Origin of the sequence: Bradyrhizobium sp. LTSPM299 (assembly GCF_000938235.1) — a bacterium.
In the GTDB taxonomy this organism is placed as follows: Bacteria; Pseudomonadota; Alphaproteobacteria; order Rhizobiales; family Xanthobacteraceae; genus Bradyrhizobium.
Map to the genome: position 1 here is coordinate 99,292 of NZ_JYMU01000098.1, position 20,570 is coordinate 119,861.

Below are 20,570 nucleotides of genomic sequence, written 5' to 3' on the forward strand. Positions count from 1 at the left end.
TTCCCGCAGAAGCTCCATCGCGGCGGCGCCAACTGAAAGCCGCTCGGCGTTGTTTGCGCAACCTGTGACGGGCCGTAGTCACAGGTCCTTCTCCGCGAGTTTGCGAAACTCGTCGGGCACTGAACGAGACAGGCCCAGCGCTGCCGAGCCGTATCCAATCGCGTTCCATTCGAAACGATCGCGGATCTTGTCGATCGCGCAGTCACCGACCCAACGTGCCGTGCCCTTCTTGCTACCAGGGCGGCGCGCTTCATCGTCAAGTCCGAGCGTGAGTTCCAACTCCAGGTCCCAGTCCTCCTCGAGATGCGACACGGAGATCGCCAATAGCGAGATCGTTTTCTCGCCCGGATGATTTGCAAGGACCGCACGCACCAGTTCACCGGCAAGCTCAGCGAGGATCACGGTCGCCGAGATCGGCGCATCGAGCGTCACCGAGCGGGTGACCGAGTTCAGGTCAGCGAAGCGAACGCGCACCGTCACCGTTCGACCGGGCCTCGACTTCGCCCGCAGCCGCGTGGCGATGCGGCCCGCAAGATGAAGCAGGGTTGGACGAATAACCCGCTCGACGGCGGGCTTCCTACCGATCGCCGATTGCGCCCCAGCCGATCGGGCCTGGTGGTGAGGCTTGAGTGACCGTGGATCGCGATTCCAGGCCAATGCCGCGAGCTTCTCTCCCGCGGCCGGACCGAGCAACCGCTCGAGCGACCGAACTCACTGAAATTGGCAGGCACGACAGTTTCTTCGTTGGATTCGCGAACCGGGCGACGCTTGGCAACCGGCCCAAAGGCTCTCCTCATCAAAGGACTGCATGCCAATTTGGACACCGCAAATCTTGTCAGTTCTTGTGATGGACTTCCTGCAATCCGTACACTGGCGTCGGAATACCTTCTTTGCGCGCCTTGATCTGCAGTGACAAATACTTCGAGTAATGCCGCGACTGGTGCAGGTTTCCGCCATGGAACCATAGAGCCTGCAGTTGCGTAGGCTTCCACATGTTTCGGAGTTCACCTTCCCAGGGGCCTCGGTCCTTCGTGGTACCGCTCCCCAAGCCCCAACACTTTCCTACCTTGTCAGCGACCTCCCGAGAGATAATCTGCGCCGCCCACTCATTCATCGATCCGAAGCCTGTCGCGTAGACGATCAGATCCGCCTCAAGTTTTGTCCCATCCGAAAGCACGACGGACTCTTCTGTGATTTCCCTGACGCCGACGCGGCTCTTCAGCTTGATCTCGCCGCGGGCAATGAGATCCGATGCGCCGACATCCACATAATAACCGGATCCTCGTCGCAGATACTTCTGAAAAGTACCCGATCCGTCGTCACCGAAGTCTAGCATGAAACCCGCTGTCCTGAGACGCTCGTAATACGTCTTATCGACCTCGGCGATCTTCTCGAAGAGAGGAATATGCGCTTGGGCCATAAGCTTGTAGGGCATTGAAGCAAAGATAAGATCGGCACGCTCGGTCGTGATGCCGGCGTGCAGGGCGTCTTCTGAGTAAAGCGGCTTGAAAAGGTGCTCCACCGCCGTTTCCGAGCGAATGACATGGGTGGAGGAGCGCTGAACCATCGTTACATCGGCATCGTGCGCCCAGAGATCGGCAGAAATATCATGCGCGGAATTGTTGGATCCGATCACTACGCATTTCTTGTTAGCGAAGCCATGGCCACCTGGATGTAGGCTTGAATGATGCTGCTGCCCGAGAAAACGCTCGAAACCCGGGATCTTTGGCACGCTCGGCATACCTGACACGCCTGTCGCGAGTACCAACTGCTTCGGCCGCACGATGACATTTTCGTCCCCACGCCGCAGAATAACGTTCCACTCCCTATCTGCCTCGTCGTAGCTGGCTTTAACAGCTTCGGTCGATCCCCAATAGTTGATCTCCATGATCCGCGTATACATCTCAAGCCAGTCGCCAATTTTGTCCTTCGGCGCAAACACAGGCCAGTTCGGTGGAAAGTCGATATATGGCAGGTGATCGTACCAAACCGGATCATGTAGACAGAGGGATTTGTATCGATTGCGCCAAGCGTCACCAGGACGAGAGTTTCGGTCGACTACTAGGGTCGGGACATCGAGTTGACGTAGACGGGCTGCGAGAGCAATGCCACCCTGGCCTCCGCCTATGATAAGACAATACGGCTGCACCTCACGGCCGAGCGCAGCACCCTCTGCAACGCGCTCGTCCAACCAACTGCGTGGATGCTTTTCCACGCCATGGCTTGCTCCCAAGGGACGAGTGTGGCGGGATTTCTCTTCGAATCCCTTGAGCGCGTTCATGGTTGTCAGCAACGTCCATGCCCGGCCATCGCGTAGGCGCAAATGCCCAATGCCGTGGCCTGCTCGCGTTTCAAACGCGAACCAGCACTCAAGGCTCCCGTCCACCTCGGCAGCCTCGTCACTAAGCCGAAAGCTACTCGGTGCGACATCTTCCAGCTGCGTCTGCAACATGTCTCGGATAGCAAGCCGACCCTCGAGGGTCTTGATATTCCACGTGAACGCGACAAGATCCCGCCAGAAGCAGTTCTCGTGAAACAGCGAAGCGACGCCCTCGATATTCCCCGCGGTCAATTTTGACTGGAAGTCGGATAGCCAGCGAGAGGCATCGATGTTGAATGCAATGCTCATGTCACCTTCCCCACTTTTCATTTTGAGTATTCGCGCCGGCCGCGGCTCAACGCGCGCCCGGTCCATTCGGAACCGACCAGCGCACGCGTGCTTGGCAGGACCATAGGTCTTTGGTCCAAGCGGCCTTAGAATGGATATTGAATTGGAGTGTCGATGGCGCTGATCCACTGCGTCTGCGTAAACTCATCGACGTTGGCTGGACCGCCAAAACGTCCGCCGTTTCCGGAAGCTCCCATACCGCCGAAGGGGACATGGAATTCGTTGTTTACGGTTTGATCGTTGATGTGAATCATTCCGCTTCGCAAGCGATGAGCTACAGCGGTCGCAAGGGAGACAGACCGAGAGTGCACCGCAGCCGCAAGGCCGTACTCGCTTGCGTGAACGAGGTCGACCGCTTCATCAATTGAATCGAACACGGTAACGGGCGCAACCGGGCCGAATATTTCCTCCTTGAAGGCGGACATCTGCGGCATCACATTAGCGAGCACCGTGGGCTCGAAGAAGTTTCCACGGCGAGAGCCCCCTGTCACGAGATCCGCACCAGCTGCAATCGACTCTGTGACGATGCGAGCTACGCGTTCCGCCTGCTGCGCATTAATAAGCGGACCGACATGAACCTGATCAACAGCTGGATTTCCCACCACAAGGCGCCGCGCACGCTCGGCAAGCTTGGTTGTGTACTCGTCTGCGACGCGCCGATCTACGATATGTCGGCCCGCCTGCATACAGATCTGCCCTTGATGCAAGAACGAGCCCCATGCTGCGCACGATACGGCACTATCGATGTCGGCATCCGACATCACGACGATTGGATTGTTGCCGCCGAGTTCGAGCGAATACTTCTTTAGCGAGCCACCACAGATCTGACCGATCCGACGACCCACAGCAGTCGAGCCCGTGAATGAAATCATGTTTACCGCGGGGTGCCTTACAAGCGCGTCGCCAGTCTCTGCAGCGCCAGGTAGTACCTGAAAGACATCTGGCGGCAGGCCAGCGTCTGCAAAGAGATCGGCTAATAGAGCTCCTCCAGTAATTGCACTCTTGAGATCCGGCTTAAGGATAACCGCGTTACCCAAAGCCAACGCCGGCGCGACTGAACGAATTGCCAATAGAAGCGGGAAGTTCCAGGGCGCAATGACACCCACAATTCCCACTGGAATACGCCGCCACGAATTGCATCGCCCGGGAATCACCGACGGAAAGGACAATCCGTTCGGCTGCATGGGCAATGCAGCTGCCATCACTATCTGATCATAGGTTGCGTCAAGTTCCCAACTGGCCTTTGGCTCTATCGAACCGCACTCTCTTATGTTCCAGCTGTTAAATAGATCAGCCCTCTCTCTCAACAGACCCGCAGCATCGCGAAGTATTTCCGCGCGTTTTTTGAACGATACCGAATTCCATTCCCGCTGCGCCGAAGAAGCGCGGGCCGCAGCGTCGTCGACATCGGCGGACGTAGCGACCCCAATCTGCCCAAGGTCATTTCCGGTGGCGGGCTCAACGACCGCGACCTCACCTCCCCTCCCTTCGATCCAACGACCGCCAAAAATCTTGCCAGTCCAGTTCTTCGGGCCCTGGATATCGAGCATCGGCGACCTCCCCCTTTTGGTCTTGTTGTATCGTTTGAACTTCATGCAGCAGTGCTGCTATCGACGGACGCGCGCGTCAGCGCGGCCGTTCCGTTGGTCGCTGAACATAAGCAGTGATCTTTACTTCGATGAACGTACCTAGAATGGCCAGACTGCTCACTCCCAGCGACGTCCATGCCGGACCGGGACGCTGCACGTACCGGTCCCTCACCTTCATGAAGGCCGCCATCTGGTCTAGGACAGTCACGTCGCCCGCATGAAACGTTTCAAAGGATGCTATGTCCGCAAAAGTCCCACCGACCTCATTCAGATTGCTCTTTGCCTGCTCGAAGATCAGTTCGATCTGTTCTTCAAGGGTATCGGCGATCGATCCGTCGGGGCGCAAACCGATCAGCCCAGACATCAGCAATAGATCGCCGCACAGAGTTGCAGGTGAGATATTGAACTGATCGTAGGCGACATTTCGATCTGCTGGAAGAACATGGACGATACCGGACATTTAACGATCACCTCGTGTGTTGCCGCCATTGATGACAGGACGAATCGGAAGGACGACCGCGCGCGTAACGCAAGCGGGACGCCTCCGTGTCGCGGATCAGCCTTGGTCCCTCAGGCACTCTCAGTCGTGGATCTGGACCGCGCCGCCGGAGCTGTGTCGAGGAGAAAACCCGAAGCTTTCTGACGCGCAATCATCGTCGCGCATTCGTTCGGGGCATTGAGGGCCTGCTCAGCAATTCTTACTAGCGCCTCACCGGCCTTGTCCGGAGTACCTACGTCGAACGGCGGTGCCGGGTCATACTCCATCATAAGCTGCACGCTTTTCGCCGCCTCCTCGCCTCGCAAAGAAGCGAGGAGGGTGAGGCCGAAGTCGAGTCCGGCAGTCACGCCACCTCCCGACATTCGGTTGCGGTCAGTCACGACACGTTGCTTCACTGGGATGGCACCGAAAGACGCCAGTACGTCATGCCACCCCCAATGCGACGTCGCACGATAACCCTTCAGCAAACCCGCAGCGCCCTGAATCAGCGATCCAGTACAGACAGAAGCGACATAGCCAGCTCGCTCGCCTCTATCCCGCACGAAGCGAAGCAGCTCTACGTCCACCATCGCATCGATGACCCCCATGCCGCCGGGCACAAACAGCACGTCCAGGTCTTCCGGACAATCATCGAAGGTGCAGGTCGGAAGAACCGTCACTCCCTGATCGCTCGACACCGGCTTCATCGAGCTGGATACCAGGTGGATATCTGCGTAGAAAGCCAAGGCGGTCGCGGGGCCGATGAGGTCTAGGAGCGTCAACCTCGGAAATAGCACCATTGCGATGGAGAGCTTTCGATCCGGACGATCACCATTGGTTGGTGCATTTGCCATATCAATGTCCTTACTGGCTGTTGCGGCGCATCTGAACATCAAAGAGGCACTCAGCCTCCGTGATTGACCAACACTGTAGATGGGCAATAGATTGGCGCAAAGGACATACAGTCAGCATTTTAGGACGTCTATGATACGCGTTAGCTGCCTGCTCTTTGATGGCTTCGTCCTCCTCGACATGGCCGGACCCATCACCTCTTTCGAAACTGCCGCTCAGTGTGGCGTCCCCGGCTATTCCATTGAGATTCTCGCTGCGACCGACGGCAACGTAACGAGCAGTTGCGGCGTTCAGGTTGGAGCTATCGACTTTCGCCGATCCCGAGGTTGCGACATTCTTCTGATTCCCGGAGGTGTAGGCATTCAAGATGCGCAGCGCTCGACGTCCCTTCTTCCCTTCATACAGAAGATAGCAAAGAGCGGGCGCAGAGTGGCCAGCGTTTGCTCAGGAGCCTTTCTTCTCGCGGAAGCCGGAATACTCACGGGAAAGACTGCCGCGACACATTGGCGGGAGGCACCGGAACTGGCCAAGCGATATCCCCTTGTCAACGTGGATTCGGACAGCCTCTTCGTGCGAGATGGAAATATCTGGACGTCCGCCGGAATATCTTCGGGAATTGATTTGGCACTTGCGATGATCCAAGAAGATTACGGATTTTCGACTGCAAGAAGCGTTGCACAGGTTCTTGTTGTCGCAGTCAATCGTCCAGGCGGACAGTCCCAGCACTCCGCACTTTTGGAGCTGGTCCGATCAGACAATCGATTCAACGAGATTCTAGTTTGGGCTCGATCGCATCTAAACGAACCGCTGGACGTGGAAAGTCTTGCGGAGCGTGCTGCATTGAGCGTGAGGCAGTTCACACGGGCATTTACCGCGTCAATTGGAATGGCGCCGGCAAAAGCGATCGAGCAACTTAGACTGGAAAGTGCGCGAGCAGCGACGGAGGCGGGCGCTCGTTCTCTTGATCAGATAGCCCGCGAGAGCGGATTCGGCAACGTCGACCGGATGCGTCGTGCGTTCATCAGAAGCTTTGGACTCTCGCCACAGGCTATTCGCAGCCAAGCCGCGACTCGGTCCTCGAATCAACGTCGTCGCTCCGACTCTTGAGATCATGTAGAGCACGGATTTCGCGGACCGGCGCGCTACCATCGGCCACAAGTTCCATCACTGGCCCAGTTCGACAAGGGCTAGTCTAAGCCACATTCCCACTTTTTCTGATCGCTGCTCCCGGTGGCGAGGTGGTGAGCCCAACACACAGTTCTTCCGAGAGTTGATCGCCCTCTTCGCCCGTACTAAGCGAAGTCCCCAGCGTTTCCTTCGCTAAGAGCACCGCAAATGCCATCACGCATCCCATTGCCGAACAACACAACACAACCGGCCAAGGCTCGCCATCGGTCCAAGCGAGCATAAGTGTCGAGAACATCGGGATGAACACGCCACTAAGGACGCTTCCAATCTGCTGGCCGACCGCAACACCGGTAAACCGGACACGAGCATCAAACATCTCAGAAAAGAATGCGCCTTCAACAGCAAAGGCGAGTGGAGTGACTATTGCGAACCCGAAGGTGATTCCTACAACTATAAGCAGGGGGTCCTTCGTTTCCAGGATCAGAAAGTACGGCCATGCAAACAAAGCTGTTAGCACCCCGGCCGCCATGATGAATGGTCGACGCCCATATCTATCGGATAAGTAACCAATCGCGGGTACGGTGAATAGCGCCAAGAATGCAGCTATAGAGATAGCATTGAGCGGCACCGCTCTAGGCAATTTCAAATAGCTGGTCGAATACGAGACTGTGACAACGAGGATGATCGTCAGCCAGCCAAAGTTGCCAAATCGGATCAGAGCAGCAATCAGTAGCTCCTTTGGATTTTCCATAAGTACATCGACAAGTGGCCTTTGAGACCTTCTGCCGGTCTCCCTCAGATCGTCAAATGCAGGCGTTTCAGGCAGGCGCGATCTAATCACAAAACCCAAAGCCAGGAGAAACGAGCTGGCAAGGAAGGGAATGCGCCACCCCCAGGTGGTAAACGCATCTCCGGAGAGAACTGATGTGAGAGATAGTGTTCCGAAGGCCATGAGCGCCCCCAAAAAGCTTCCGACGACAGGAAAACTGCTATAGAGCCCACGAGAGTTCCGCGGCGCGTGCTCTACCGCGAGTATGCTTGCGCCAGCCTGCTCTCCCCCCAGAGCGAGTCCTTGGGTAAAGCGTAGAATGACAAGGATGAGCGGCGCCCAGATTCCTATGCTCTCGTATACCGGCAAAAGTCCGATTGCAGTCGATGAAAGCCCCATCACTATAAGGGATAGGAGAAGCATCGATTTGCGGCCGACGCGGTCCCCAAAGTGACCACAGACGACCCCACCAATCGGCCGCCCTGCTACCCCGACAGCGAATGTACCAAGCGACGCCAAGCTCCCGCTGACTGGATCAAATGACGGAAAGAAGAGGGTGTTGAAGATCGATGCTGCGAGCACCCCGAACAAAAGAAAGTCGTATTGCTCAATCGCCGTTCCAATTGCAGTGGAAAGGAACACTACTCGATTTAGCTTTGCCTGGTTGCCCACACCACTGCTCATCTTACCCCCAAGAACGTCGACTTGTCTTGTTGCAGCGCCCGCGACAAAGCGATGCTCATGATTGCTACAGATTGACTGCGTCCCGATTGAGCTCGCTAGACTGAGGGGCGCTACAGAACGCCCCGCGCATCGATGCGCCAGATTCCACAAAGTACATTTCCTGAAACGACATGTAAGTGATCGTGAAGATTAACTGTCGGGTCGCAATGCGGCGGCCAAAGCTCCACAGTCGATCCTGCTAGGCGGACCTCCTGGTCGTCGAATGAGACCCTTCCATGCTCGTCGCCGTAGTATTCATATGAGCATGCCGAGAGAGGATCCTTTACCTCAGGAATTGGACCATCGATCGCGATCGCTTTTGATCCGCAATCAATCGTCACACGGCCGGTTGCATTCGCGCTAACGACTGAACCACGGACGCTCAATGAGTTTTGGAATGCCTGATGATCCTGTCCTTCAAAGATCTCAACATTCCGATACTGCAAGTCCATGAAGATGTAACTACCAGCCTGGTGATCGGTCAAAATCCCGCTTTCAATGTCTAGACCTAGTGAACCAGTTCCTCCGCCAGTAACCATCTCAACCTGGAATCCTGCCTCGCGCAAAGCTTGGACGCATTTCCCCAACAGATCGAGTTGACCAAGGTAGGCTCTTCGACGGTCTGAGTAAGCTTGGATATGCTGAACAATTCCCGAGTAACCTTGCAGACCTCGAAACTCGAGTGGACTGAATGAAGAAATAGCGCGCGCGAGCGGTACAACTTGATGCACCTCGGTCACACCGGTTCGTCCCATTCCGATGTCGACGTCGACCAGAACTCCTAGCCTTCGCGAGCAACCTGCGCTCACGCTCGCTTCGGCAAGCTCCGTTACATTCGACAGGTTATCGACCACGACATTTAGACGTTCTGCTAGCGACGTCAGCCGTACCAGTCGTCGAATCTTGTCCGTGCCGATGACCGGCGACGTAATGAGAATATTTCGAATTCCAGCGTGTGCCAGCACTTCCGCTTCGTGCACGCTAGCGACCGAAATTCCCTCCGCTCCATGGTTGAGTTGAAGAAGAGCCAGCTCCGACGATTTGTGCGTCTTTGCATGGGGCCAAAGGCGCAGCCCCGACCTTTTCGCGAGATTCGCGAGCGCTACCATGTTCCCGATAAGCAGCGCGCGATCGACCACAAGTGCGGGCGTCGTGAGCCGGTCTGCAGACCCGGAACACCCGATCAATCTGCCGTTCGGTCCGTATCCCCCGCCGAATGTCTGCTCTTTGGCAACTGGTGTGCTAAAGCTCACGCAGCACCTCCTGATGGATCACTGGGCCGCTTTTCGCCTCGCTCAGATCTCGTCCTGCACGTCAACACCTGCCCCGGGCGCGCAGCAAGCGTCTTTCCGTCGCGATAAACAGGATGGCCGGCGACAAAGACTTCCTGGATTCCGCCCGCGAGATCATACGGACTTGCAAAGGAAGAACGATCTCCTACGCTTTCAGGGTCAAAGATAACAAGGTCCGCCACAAAGCCTGTCCTTATTAGACCACGATCCACTAGGCCGAAGCGCTCCGCGGGTAAGCCGCTCATCTTAAAGACCGCCTCCTCCAAGGTCAGCACTCCCTTACGCACAAAGGACCCGAGGACCCGCGGAAAGGTGCCGAACGTTCGGGGATGGGTGCCCGTTAAGGAAGGCATACCGTCCGAGCCAACCATGCACCTGCAATGCTTGATCACTCTCTCCTGGGTCGCCATCGTTGATAACGTCAACGTTATGCCCGCATGCCCTGCCGAATCCCGCATCAGTCTGGCCGCAGCCTCGGCGGGCGCGATCTCCAATGTCTCCGAAATCTCGAGAAGCGTTTTACCGACATATTGCGGATCGCAATTTCGGATGAGCTTGATTTGGTCGTAGCCAATTGAGTTAACGAAGCTATCGATCTCGGGAGACATGCGCGCGATCTCGACTGGATCGGAAAGACGCTGAAGCATTTCCTCTGGACCATCAGAAACGACCCACTTGGGGAAGATTAATCCGAGCCGAGACATTCCATGTTCGTAAGGATAGCGGTCCAAGGCGACATCGGCTCCGCGAATATTCGCCTGATCGACCGTGTCGAGCATTACCTCGGTTAGATCCTGACCATCTCGGCCAGTTGGAGCCAGATGGGAAAGCTGCAGGCGCACGCCGGTTGACTCAGCCGCCGAGATAAGTTCATTCATACTTGAAACGAGGGTCTTTCTGTCATATCCGCGCAGATGGACGGAAACGAATGAACTATGCCGAGCAGCGACTTCACAGAGAGCATTAATTTCATTTTGCTCTGCGTAGCTGCTGGGATGGTACATTAGGCCAAACGATAAACCCGATGCACCTTCTTCCAAGCATTGAGCCAGCAAGTCACACATTCTGCCGAGCTCGTCGGCATCTGGTTGTCGCATCGACATGCCCAGAACCGCTGAGCGCAGCATCAGGTGCCCCACCTGCCCAATGATATTACCCTGACAGCCCGCCTGCTCTACTGCTGCTGCGAACTTGCTCCAACTAGGCCAGCCCGATCGGTGCGCGGGACCAAGTTCACTTGGCGCGATGAGACTCATGAGACTCTCGGCAAGATGCTCGTTTTCTCGCGTCACCGGAAACGCTGAGAACCCACAGTTGCCAAATACCTCGGTTGTAACCCCTTGCGATATCTTGTCGTTCAAGTCTGCTGCCACAATCGCCACCAAATCGTTGTGCGAATGACAGTCTATGAAGCCGGGAGCGACCACCTTCCCTGTTGCCGCTATTGATCGATCCGCCTCAATCGAGGTGCCAACCGGAAGGACCCCAATGTATCCCTTATCGATCGTGACTTCCGCAGGAAATGATGCTGTACCAGACCCGTCGACAACTCGAGCGCCAGTGATCAGGCATTCTACCATGTGCGCACTCTGGTAGTTGTGAGGCGCTCCGCACCGTTCTCAGTGACAAGAATGGGATCTTCAAAGCAACTGCATCCCATGTGAGTCGGAACGATCATTGGCTCGATGAAGAATGTCTGTCCGGCCTCCAACGGGCGAGGATTCTTAGGAATGATCAGGGGATCCTCAACCAAATCGAGGCCGAACCCGTGACCACATGACCAATCCCATTCCTCGTACCCCCACTTCTTAACGACGGACGACATCGCCTCGAGAATTTGGTCTACCTTAACCCCCGGTCCCGTTGCACGAATGCCGGCCTCTTCGGCCTCTGCGCAAGCTTCCAACAGGCGAATCTGTTCTGCCGTGCCCTGGCCTGCAATAGTGCTCCGATGATGGTCCGAAATGTAGCCATTCATCTGCCCCGAGATATCAATCGAGACGATCTCTCCAGCCTGTATAATCTTTCCCGGCAGCGGAAATACGTTTTTCATGGCGCTCCGCACTCCCGCTTGACACTTGGGACCGAACGGTATGACTTCACAGCCATGCGCTATCATTGCTTGGTGAGCGGCAGCCGATAGACCGCTCTCTGAGTTGCCTGGCTTGGCCGCTTCAAGCGCCGCCTCCATACCCGCAGACGTGGCTGCTGCCAGTCTTCTAATGACACCAATTTCGAGCGGCGACTTGATCCGACGCAAGGAGTAGAGAAGATCAGAAACCTCTATGAATTCTGCCTGAGGAAGCTTCGCGTAGAGCTCTCGATCGAACACTGCTGGAAAACGGCGACCACCGGCGTAGCCAATCTTGCCCGTTGTCCGATTCTCCTCGCGCAGGGCATCGACGACGTATTCTACGATACTACGCTGACGAAGAACCGTCCCGAATGCTTTCAATGGCCTAAAATCCTTCACCCAGCATGTCTGGGCGTTGGAGTGCATTGGTTCGCCGTGAAAGATGCTGTTTGAGATGACAACAGGTTCACGCTTGTTGAACACTATGACAAAGGTGTCCCCAAACGCACTCGACCAGCCAGTCAGGTACCGGACGTTGGCGTCATTGTTTGGCCCACCGTACACTACCGCGACGTCAACCCCCTTCTCCTCCATCGAGACATAAAGCTTCTGCAATCGACGACGATACTCTTCTATCGGAAACTCCAGCTCCAGGACTTTCGCACGCTCCTCCCAAGAGTACGGCCAGCGCCCTTCCACGTCAGTCGAAAATGTTGGCGACATGAGACGCTCCCACTGCACATCCGCAAATGCAGTTTGGTAGCAACCGCAACCCCGACAGCGAAGATCTCAAAGACTTATCGCGATAACTTTTCGGAAACGCCACCGCCATTGACTCTACTGAAGCAGCAACTTTTCCGTCACGACGCCCGCCAAATGCGCGCTACTGGTCCAACCGCGCCGCACGCTCCCGCAGATTTTCGACGAACTCAACGACCGTAACGGACGTTGATTGCTGAGAGCGCGTAAACACTCCGATTCGATCGGCTATCACGAAATCAGATAGACTCGTGAGAGCCGCTGGAAATGGCAGCACATCTTGATCCATGATATATTGGCGATATAGACCGACGAGATCTGTACTCGCCACCATCTTTAGAAAGAAGAATGGACAATCCGAGTGAATGCGAATCTTGGGTCCTGCTATGCCGAGATTGCGGTAAACCCGATGAAATTGAGATGTATTCCTCCCCATTTCTGTCGGCAGAATCCACTCACAATCCGCAAGTTGGGCAAATGACTTGGCGTTTCCAAGCGGATGTCCCTGGCGGGCAACCACGCAATAGTTGGCGGAGAACAACGGATCAAACCTTATGCCTGCCGGCAAAGGATCATCGAGCTGAGACCCAATTACAATGTCGAGATTGCCCTCCAGAAGGCGAGGCAGCAGAACTCCGGTGAAACCCGTCACCACCGTCAAAATGGATTGCGGATGCCGCGTTCGAAAGAAGCGTACCGTTTCCGGCAGTAATCTTACACTTGCAGTCGCGATGGTCCCGATGGAGATTCTACAATCGACTTCTCTCGATAGGCGCCTGATCCGATCGGCGGCATAATCAATCTCAGAGCACACGGAGCGCGCGTGAATGAGGAGTTCACGACCGGATTGCGTTAAACTTGAGCTTGTTGAACCTCGCACAATCAGCGGCACCCCAAATTCGATCTCAAGAGCCTTTATCGATTTTGTGACCGCTGCTTGGGAGATATTCAACTGCCGTGCCGCAGAGCGAAAGCTGCCGTTGTCTGCGATCGCAAGCAAATGCCGAAGGTGATTTATGTTCACTTTGGAAGCCTTTCGTCCGTTGACTGCCCTCGCAAAAGGGGCGTGTCATTCGGCACATCAACCGAGTGGTCATGCCCATTGATGTTTGGGGTGGTCATCATAAGCGCCTTCTCGGTTCACCGACTCCATCCGTTTACCGAATGTCGGCCAAGGTGGTTTCCCAAACGCGGACCTACTGCCCCCGCAGCTCTCAGTTCGGCCACTGCATCGTTTTTGTCTCACGAGCTGCCCAATTAGAGAGAGGGTTAGAGGCGATGGAGCTTATTCCACCGGTCTCTTCTTCCAAAGTTGGATGAGCAGCATGCGGGCTACTCGACTTTCGATATCGACATTGAGTTTGATACCTTATCTCCTATCGCAAATTGCATTCGCAAGAAGCGGGTCTCGCAGTTCGGTGTATTTGTAGATTGTGTCGCTTTGCTTATTCGCACACGTCGCTTTGCATGTAGTCGAAACAAAATATGAATACGCAATGCCGACATGAGGGATAAATATGAGGGCGCTTCTCGAGAAGGCGGCACAGTCAGTAACGTGGCGACCAACATGCAGACCACACCTGCGAAAAGATCGTGCACTTCGGAATCAGATAGGCTTCCTCCAGACCGCACGTCGCTTCTGTCACGGTTGCAAGAACCTATTTGCACACCAGCTAACCTGCATGGTGTCCTCTGGTGCAACTTTAAGAAGTCTCGATAAATAGCCCTTCGAGGAACAGCTAAGTTTCGGCAACGGCCAACAGCTGTCGGCAAAAATCATTGACTAGGCCGCGCCGCGGATCCCATGGAGTGCGAGCGTGAGAGTAAACGATCGTAGGTCGTCGCGACCCCGACGACATTGGCTGATCCTGTTGGAGAACCACTCGACCCGGTTGCGGGCCCGTCACGGCGGCGGCCGGCGGCACGGGAGTTACGACTTCCGCTTGAACTACGGTGGGAATGATGCGTACCGATGCACTGTTCCGGATCGCCCGGGAAATCATGACCAATGTTCCGGCATGTATGGTGATCGCCGTGGCATTGGATTTACTACCGGCACGTACGCGTCGCCGTTACGGTCGATGCTGGAAACGCCTATGTCTCGCTGATTGGACGAGGACGTCGTGGCCAGAACCGCGGCCGGAACGCCCGATGCCGACAGGTGGTTTCCAGGGGGCCTACCGATCCGAACGTGCTCTATGCGGAGGTCATCGCCGAGCGCATCGAACTCTGGAGCACATCGCAATGGGTCGTGCCTGATCTGGTATGTGGACTTTGGGCGGCCGTTCTTGTCCGCGAGGGACAATGTAAGACGGTGCTTTACCGCACTCTTGTAAGAGTTGCTGGCACCTCACCGATTACGAGTTTTACTGGCGGCTGAACTGCCTGTTCGGAAGCATGATGTCTGTGCGAGCCAACAATGGTCGCGTTTCAAAACTTCTCGGCGATGCAGGCGCAAATGCTCCGCCAGCAATCATCACAGAACAGCCTGTCGCCTTCACATCCGCGGGGCTGCTGGCTCCTGGCTCGAAAAACTCGGGGAAGCGAGGGGGATGAGAACGAGAAAGCTTATTCGGGGTGGAACCGTGATCTCGCTCACGGCCGGCCGACCGGCCAGTGAAGCCTCAGACCTGTTGATTGAAGGCGATTTGATCACCGCCCTCGATCCGGCGGTTTCTGCTGGCGATGGGCTCACATTTTGGACAGATCAACGGAAAGTAGAGGCCTCCTCCGATGGACGTTTAGAGGAGGCAGAGCGCTTGACAATGATGCGGCAGATCAACTCGGTTAATGCTGCAGAACTCTCGCCATCGACAAAGTCGTGCCGAATGAAACCTGGTGAACCAGGAGGAAAACCCAGTTGGCTCCATCATTTCTAGGGTAAAAGAACGATGCATTCAGCTTCAAGAAGCATTTCCGGAGTCGGCAAGGCCTGCACCACCAATGTCGTTCGGGCAGGATAAGGTGCGGGTCCAAATGCCGGACCGTAGAGCCGGTTCATTTCCTCAATATCACCGGGGCGGGTTAGAAAAACGGTGAGCTTGAGGATGTCTTTGAACTCGCAACCTGCCTGCCGAAGGATGTCGCGGATATTGCTGACCACGCGATGGAACTGCTCGGCAAAATTCGGTTCGAGCGTTCCATCTTCCATGAACCCGGGGATACCGGAAACAAAAAGGAAGCCGTCTGCTTCGGTCGCGAAGGACAAGGGCGGCGTTTTGAGACCCGCCGGCGGAAGATAGTATTTTATCGCATGCACGACGATCCTCCTTACCTGAAGAAGAATTGTCATACCGCGAGTTCGTTTTGCACGAAAGCAGCCGGCGTCAATTCTCGCCGATTCCCGCGCTGAAATGCCGAATTTAGTCAGCTCGCCGCGTCTTCGTTTCGCCGAAGCGCAACGTCAAGGCCGGCAGCTCTCCGTATTGCTGACGATACCGGGCGGCAAAATTGCCGACATGGGCATAACCCCATTTCAACGCGATATCTGTGACTGTGCCCTTGCCCGATAGAAGATCCTCCCGCGCCCCCTCCAATCGAAGGCTGCGCATGAATTCACCAGGGGTCACGCCTCGGAACGCTTTGAAACCGTCAAACAGCGAACGCACACTTACGCCCAGCTGCTCGGCGATCTTTGCCACCGTCAGCGATTTCCCGACGTTCTCGCGAATGTAGCTCTCGGCCTTCCTGACATGTTTCGGCGCAAGCGATCGGCCAGGATGGTTCAACTCTTCTGCATAGTTGCTTGTCTGCGTAACCAGCAATGCAGAAAGAATAGCTTCTTCCAACGGAGCCAGCACGTGAGGGGATATTTCCGGATTTTCAGATGCATCGAGCGCCACCAGCAGATGAGAAATGACGGCCCACTCCTGCCACGCCGAGGAACCGGCCTTGACGCTTTGAACGAATTCAAGATCGTGCCGGGGCTTCCGCCCAAGGATGGTCTCCAGATGCTTCGCCAATCGCGAAATCCGAACGCGCAGGACCAGCATATCGAAATCGTTGCTGTAAACCGCTTCGGAAACGCGCCGAACATCGACAATAGCGTGAGCACGGCTATTGATGGCGACATCCGCGGTACGGAAGTGCGCCACCGCCTCGCCGCATCGAGGCATAAAAACAAGAATGACCGGATCGCGTTCAATCGGTTTGATTTTTATTCCAGCCCCATAGGCAAGAGAATTCAGGCTAACATCCGGACTGATCGTTCGGCGGCGGAATCGCATATGGATGTCGCGATCCGGGCTACTGATATCGTGCCGTGACCACTCCCTTGCCATGACCGATGAGGCATCAGCCAGCGAGTTCGTTTGATAGCTAAAAAGCTGCATGTTCGCATCCCAACTAACCGGCGGTTTTTGGAAAACCACCAAGCAAATTAGTATCCGAGTGGGCAAACCGGTGGTCAACGCCTATTATCGGTAGTTTTCCGTGGCAACCGGCCTTCGCAACCTCGGTAGTTGGCCCCCAGATGCTACCATTGAGAATTCAGGTGGCGATATCTTCGGAGGCCACATCGAGCAGAGGCGTGCCTTTTTCAGACAACGCCGCCGCGGGCACCGCGACCACGCCGGGACGGGTCCAATCTTCCATGGGTCGCCATCTGTAGGTGCCTCCGGCAGAAACGAGCCCCCCGGCAAATGAGCTTGTTTGAGCGGTGTACGGCGACGCGCTGCTTTGTCGATCGCTCAAGGAACGCGACCGCAATTACTGCCGAAAACTGACGTGCCGCGCCGAGGTCGCGCTTTCCCGCAGCGCAATCAAGACCACAATCGTCATTGCAACGACGGACTTCGATGGGGCTCGGCGCGCCACGAAATCGATCGCCAGCTTCGCGCCGGCGACGAGGCGGTGCGGCGGCATTTCGGAGTATCCCGCAATCTTGACGTAGCAATAGCATCGTAACGGACTCTGCAATGATCGAAGCGCGCTGGGACTACATTGTTATTGGTGGGGGGTCCGCAGGATGCGTCCTCGCAAATCGCCTTAGCGCGAATCCGCGCATCTCTGTTCTTCTCCTTGAAGCGGGTGGTTGGGATTGGTCACCCGTCGTCCGGGTACCGGCTGGGGAGATGAAAGCCATTATGAGCTCCAAGTATAACTGGAGCTATATGGCCGAACCCGATCCATCTCGAGGTGGTCGCCGTGACATGTGGCCAGGAGGACGGGTGCTGGGCGGCGGGAGCTCGATAAACGGCATGATGTACGTCCGCGGGAACCGGCGAGACTATGACCAATGGGCACAGCAGGGTAATACCGGATGGGACTACGCATCGGTCCTTCCGTACTTTCGGCGTTCGGAGACCAATGAGAGTGGAGAAAACGACTATAGAGGCGGGTCAGGTCCTCTATCGGTTTCTAATAGTCGCGTACGACATCCGCTAACCGACATCTTTGTTAAGGCTGGCATCGAGGCCGGTCTTGCCTACAATCCAGATCCCAATGGAGCCAATCAAGAAGGGATCGGTCTCATCCAAGCCACCCAGAGTGGTGGATGGAGGCATAGCACGGCGCGAGCATATCTGCATCCCGCGAAGCGACGCAGAAACCTTACGATCGTAACCGGCGCGTTTGTCGAACAAATCATCATCCAGGGGACGAACGCGATCGGCGTCGCCTATCGGAGGCGCGGTAGGCAGATCAGTGCGTTCTGCGCGCGCGAGATCATCCTCAGTGCCGGCGCAATAGCGAGTCCAAAGCTCTTGCTTTTGTCGGGAATTGGTCCATCCGCCGACCTGAACGAACTGGGGCTCCCAATTAAACTTGACTTGCCGGGCGTCGGCGAGAATCTTCAGGAGCATCCCGCCGTAATAATGAGCGAGCACGTCAACGTTCGCACGTTGAACATGGAGGCGACTCCGCTCCGCGCGATCGTGCACGGGGCCAATTTCCTGCTGCGTGGTAAGGGGCCTGGAACAGCCTCCATCGGTCACGCCGCGGCATTTGTTCGCGTCAATCCGGGGGCAGACGGTCCTGACATTCAGATCTCGTACGCACCGATCGTCTATGATTTCAACGACAAGGGATTGACACTTTATAATCGCCCGGCGGTCTGCGCCGCCGTCAATGTGTGCCAGCCCGAGACGCGTGGAAGAATCACTCTGACGACCCGGGAACCATTAGCACCTCCAAAGATCTCGCATGAGTTGCTCGGATCGGATCGCGACATGCAATTACTTACTTCCGGCTGCAAGCTTCTGCGGAACATTTTCAATGCGCCTGCTTTTGCACCATACCGAGTAGATGAACGGCAGCCAGGCCCCACGGTCCAGAGGGACGATGAGTGGCATGCATTCATTCGGCGCAACGCGTTTCTGATGTACCACCCAGCCGGCACTTGTCGGATGGGCACTGATCGCATGGCTGTCGTAGATGCGCGACTGCGCGTCCGGGGGATAGCCGGACTACGGGTGGTAGATGCCTCGGTTATGCCGGTCCTTCCTAGCGCTAACACCAACGCACCCACCATCATGATTGCTGAAAAAGCGTCGGATCTGATCCTTAAAGACGGAGTGTCATTCTCATGACCGATACGATGACCAAAGCGGAATGGCAGACAAGGGCAGAACGACTCGTCTTTCGCACGCAACCGTTCATTGACGGATCATTCGTGTCGTCGAGTTCAGAAGAGACGTTTGCGCCGATCAATCCGGCCACGGGGCGCGAAGTATGTCGTATCGCTGTCGGATCGGCCGAGGATGTCGATCGTGCTGTGAAGGCCGCCCGGGTAAGCTTTCAGGACGGCCGTTGGCGCAAGAAGTCTCCGCTAACAAAGAAATCTGTGCTGCTCAGAATCGCCGACTTGATCGAGAAGCACGGAGATGAGCTTGCGTTGCTCGATGTGCTCGAGATGGGCAAGACGATATCGAACGCCAAAGCAGAGCTGGGCTTCTCCGCCGGATTCTTTCGATACTATGCAGAAGCGATCGATAAGCTGAACGGGGATGTGATTCCCGCGGATATCTCGACTTTGGCCTTTAATCTTCTGGTCTCACGCGGGGTCGTTGGCGCAATCATTCCGTGGAACTTTCCTCTCATTATGGCGAGCCTCAAGGTCGCTCCTATCCTGGCTGCAGGTAATTCCGTCGTTCTCAAGCCATCTGAGATCGCCTCGACTTCGTCCCTGCGGCTTGCAGAATTGGCCACAGAGGCGGGTGTGCCCAATGGGGTCTTCAATGTCGTTACAGGACTGGGGAAGACTGTGGGCGAAGCTATCGGCCGGCATCATGGGATCGATATGTTAAGCTTCACTGGTTCGACACAAACGGGCCGCCGATTGATGGCCTATTCTGGTGAATCCAACGGCAAGCCCTTGCTGCTCGAGCTTGGTGGAAAGTCGCCCCAGATCATTACCGCTGACATGCGGTCGAATATAAAGGGCATGGTCAGTCAGATCATGCATGAAGCGTTCTGGAATCAGGGACAGTGGTGTGTCGCGCGCTCTAGGTTGATCGTCGAGGCGCCACTTCGTGACGCATTGGTGGATGCCCTTGTTAAGGCTGCAGCGGAAGTTGTTCCTGGCGACACCTTGGATCCCAGCTCAACTTTCGGAGCGATCGCCACGACGACTCAGATGGAACGCATCCAGAGCTATGTGACATCGGCGCGTGAGGATGGCGCGAGGCTTTTGACGCCGGACTTCCCCGTCAACGGATGTTTCATGTCCCCCATGATCTTTGGCGAAGTTACCCGCGATATGAGGATCGCACGTGAGGAAATCTTCGGACCGGTCATGTCGATACACACCTTCACCGACTTCGATGAGGCGCTTGATCTGGCCAATGACACGCAATACGGCTTGGCAGCGAGCCTTTGGACGAAGGACCTGCGCCGAGCCCACCAAGCTATTACCGCGCTTGATGCCGGCAAACTGACTATTCGCTCGACACCCGGCGCAACGGAGCAGAGTGGCTTCGCGCTCGCGTCTGAAGGTTGGGGAGCGTCCGGCTTCGGCGCGGAAGGCGGAATGGCCGGGTTGAGGAGTTATTGTCGGCTCAAGGCGGTGGAGCTCGTTTCCTAGTAGTCCATAGACAAACGACTACGTATTGACCTGACTCCAGAGCAATGTGACAGCCTGGAGAATTGGGAGAGGAGATGTCGGCATCGCTAGTCACATCGGGTTGGCGACGCCGCGGAAGCCTTCGAAGCGGAAAACCATGCGCTCAATGACGTCGGGGGCTGTTCAAAATGCTGTCGTCCGTCCCCGAACTCGCCGTGGAAGAAGCAAGAAATGTCACC

The 20,570-nt window shown here is 56.1% G+C and carries 17 protein-coding genes; 4 read left to right on the forward strand and 13 right to left on the reverse strand.

Features of this window, described 5'->3' with window-relative positions; genetic code table 11:
• Positions 1–78: 78 nt before the first annotated feature.
• The 5 genes from UP10_RS41060 to UP10_RS41080 form a co-directional block, all read right to left on the reverse strand.
• Positions 79–693, reverse strand: a complete 615-nt coding sequence (locus UP10_RS41060) for a DinB/UmuC family translesion DNA polymerase (protein WP_156180763.1) — start codon at positions 691–693, stop codon at positions 79–81.
• Positions 694–835: 142 nt separating this feature from the next.
• Complete coding sequence (locus UP10_RS41065; RefSeq protein ID WP_044592835.1) at positions 836–2,629, reverse strand: NAD(P)/FAD-dependent oxidoreductase; 1,794 nt, start codon at positions 2,627–2,629, stop codon at positions 836–838.
• A gap of 125 nt (positions 2,630–2,754) precedes the next feature.
• Positions 2,755–4,218, reverse strand: a complete 1,464-nt coding sequence (locus tag UP10_RS41070; RefSeq protein WP_044592915.1) for a benzaldehyde dehydrogenase — start codon at positions 4,216–4,218, stop codon at positions 2,755–2,757.
• A gap of 76 nt (positions 4,219–4,294) precedes the next feature.
• Positions 4,295–4,717 carry a Rid family hydrolase gene (locus tag UP10_RS41075; RefSeq protein ID WP_044592836.1) on the reverse strand — a complete coding sequence of 141 codons (423 nt, stop codon included), beginning with the start codon at positions 4,715–4,717 and terminating at the stop codon, positions 4,295–4,297.
• A 110-nt stretch (positions 4,718–4,827) separates the two neighbouring features.
• Entirely contained in the window at positions 4,828–5,589 is a 762-nt protein-coding gene (locus UP10_RS41080; RefSeq protein WP_050044064.1) for a DJ-1/PfpI family protein, read from the reverse strand.
• A gap of 130 nt (positions 5,590–5,719) precedes the next feature.
• Here UP10_RS41080 and UP10_RS41085 point away from each other — a divergent pair, with 130 nt between their 5' ends.
• Positions 5,720–6,694, forward strand: coding sequence for a GlxA family transcriptional regulator (locus UP10_RS41085; RefSeq protein ID WP_044592917.1), 975 nt, complete (start codon positions 5,720–5,722; stop codon positions 6,692–6,694).
• An 85-nt stretch (positions 6,695–6,779) separates the two neighbouring features.
• Here UP10_RS41085 and UP10_RS41090 read toward each other — a convergent pair whose 3' ends face one another.
• The 5 genes from UP10_RS41090 to UP10_RS43775 form a co-directional block, all read right to left on the reverse strand.
• Positions 6,780–8,168, reverse strand: coding sequence for an MFS transporter (locus UP10_RS41090; protein WP_082077551.1), 1,389 nt, complete (start codon positions 8,166–8,168; stop codon positions 6,780–6,782).
• A gap of 110 nt (positions 8,169–8,278) precedes the next feature.
• Positions 8,279–9,460, reverse strand: coding sequence for a DSD1 family PLP-dependent enzyme (locus UP10_RS43770; RefSeq protein ID WP_156180764.1), 1,182 nt, complete (start codon positions 9,458–9,460; stop codon positions 8,279–8,281).
• Complete coding sequence (locus UP10_RS41095; RefSeq protein WP_082077553.1) at positions 9,457–11,079, reverse strand: N-acyl-D-amino-acid deacylase family protein; 1,623 nt, start codon at positions 11,077–11,079, stop codon at positions 9,457–9,459. The genes UP10_RS43770 and UP10_RS41095 overlap by 4 nt, the downstream gene beginning before the upstream one ends.
• Positions 11,073–12,296, reverse strand: a complete 1,224-nt coding sequence (locus UP10_RS41100) for a M24 family metallopeptidase (RefSeq protein WP_044592838.1) — start codon at positions 12,294–12,296, stop codon at positions 11,073–11,075. Before UP10_RS41100 ends, UP10_RS41095 begins: the two co-directional genes overlap by 7 nt.
• 160 nt (positions 12,297–12,456) lie before the next feature.
• Entirely contained in the window at positions 12,457–13,356 is a 900-nt protein-coding gene (locus UP10_RS43775; RefSeq protein WP_082077554.1) for a LysR family transcriptional regulator, read from the reverse strand.
• 1,561 nt (positions 13,357–14,917) lie between these two features.
• On the opposite strand from UP10_RS43775, the gene UP10_RS44995 reads away from it, so the two are divergent.
• Positions 14,918–15,211, forward strand: coding sequence for a hypothetical protein (locus tag UP10_RS44995; RefSeq protein ID WP_156180765.1), 294 nt, complete (start codon positions 14,918–14,920; stop codon positions 15,209–15,211).
• On the opposite strand, the gene UP10_RS41110 is transcribed toward UP10_RS44995, so the two are convergent.
• From UP10_RS41110 to UP10_RS45000, 3 genes are all read right to left on the reverse strand, one after another.
• Positions 15,208–15,624, reverse strand: coding sequence for a RidA family protein (locus UP10_RS41110; protein WP_044592840.1), 417 nt, complete (start codon positions 15,622–15,624; stop codon positions 15,208–15,210). The two genes, UP10_RS44995 and UP10_RS41110, sit on opposite strands and share 4 nt — an antisense overlap.
• Before the next feature lie 70 nt (positions 15,625–15,694).
• Positions 15,695–16,663 carry a helix-turn-helix transcriptional regulator gene (locus tag UP10_RS43780; RefSeq protein WP_082077555.1) on the reverse strand — a complete coding sequence of 323 codons (969 nt, stop codon included), beginning with the start codon at positions 16,661–16,663 and terminating at the stop codon, positions 15,695–15,697.
• Positions 16,664–17,039: 376 nt separating this feature from the next.
• Positions 17,040–17,195, reverse strand: coding sequence for a hypothetical protein (locus tag UP10_RS45000; RefSeq protein ID WP_156180768.1), 156 nt, complete (start codon positions 17,193–17,195; stop codon positions 17,040–17,042).
• Positions 17,196–17,248: 53 nt separating this feature from the next.
• On the opposite strand from UP10_RS45000, the gene UP10_RS41125 reads away from it, so the two are divergent.
• A complete protein-coding gene (locus UP10_RS41125; protein WP_044592843.1) occupies positions 17,249–18,859 on the forward strand; it encodes a GMC family oxidoreductase in 1,611 nt (536 codons plus the stop codon).
• Positions 18,856–20,352, forward strand: a complete 1,497-nt coding sequence (locus UP10_RS41130) for an aldehyde dehydrogenase family protein (RefSeq protein ID WP_044592844.1) — start codon at positions 18,856–18,858, stop codon at positions 20,350–20,352. The genes UP10_RS41125 and UP10_RS41130 overlap by 4 nt, the downstream gene beginning before the upstream one ends.
• Positions 20,353–20,570: the final 218 nt, after the last annotated feature.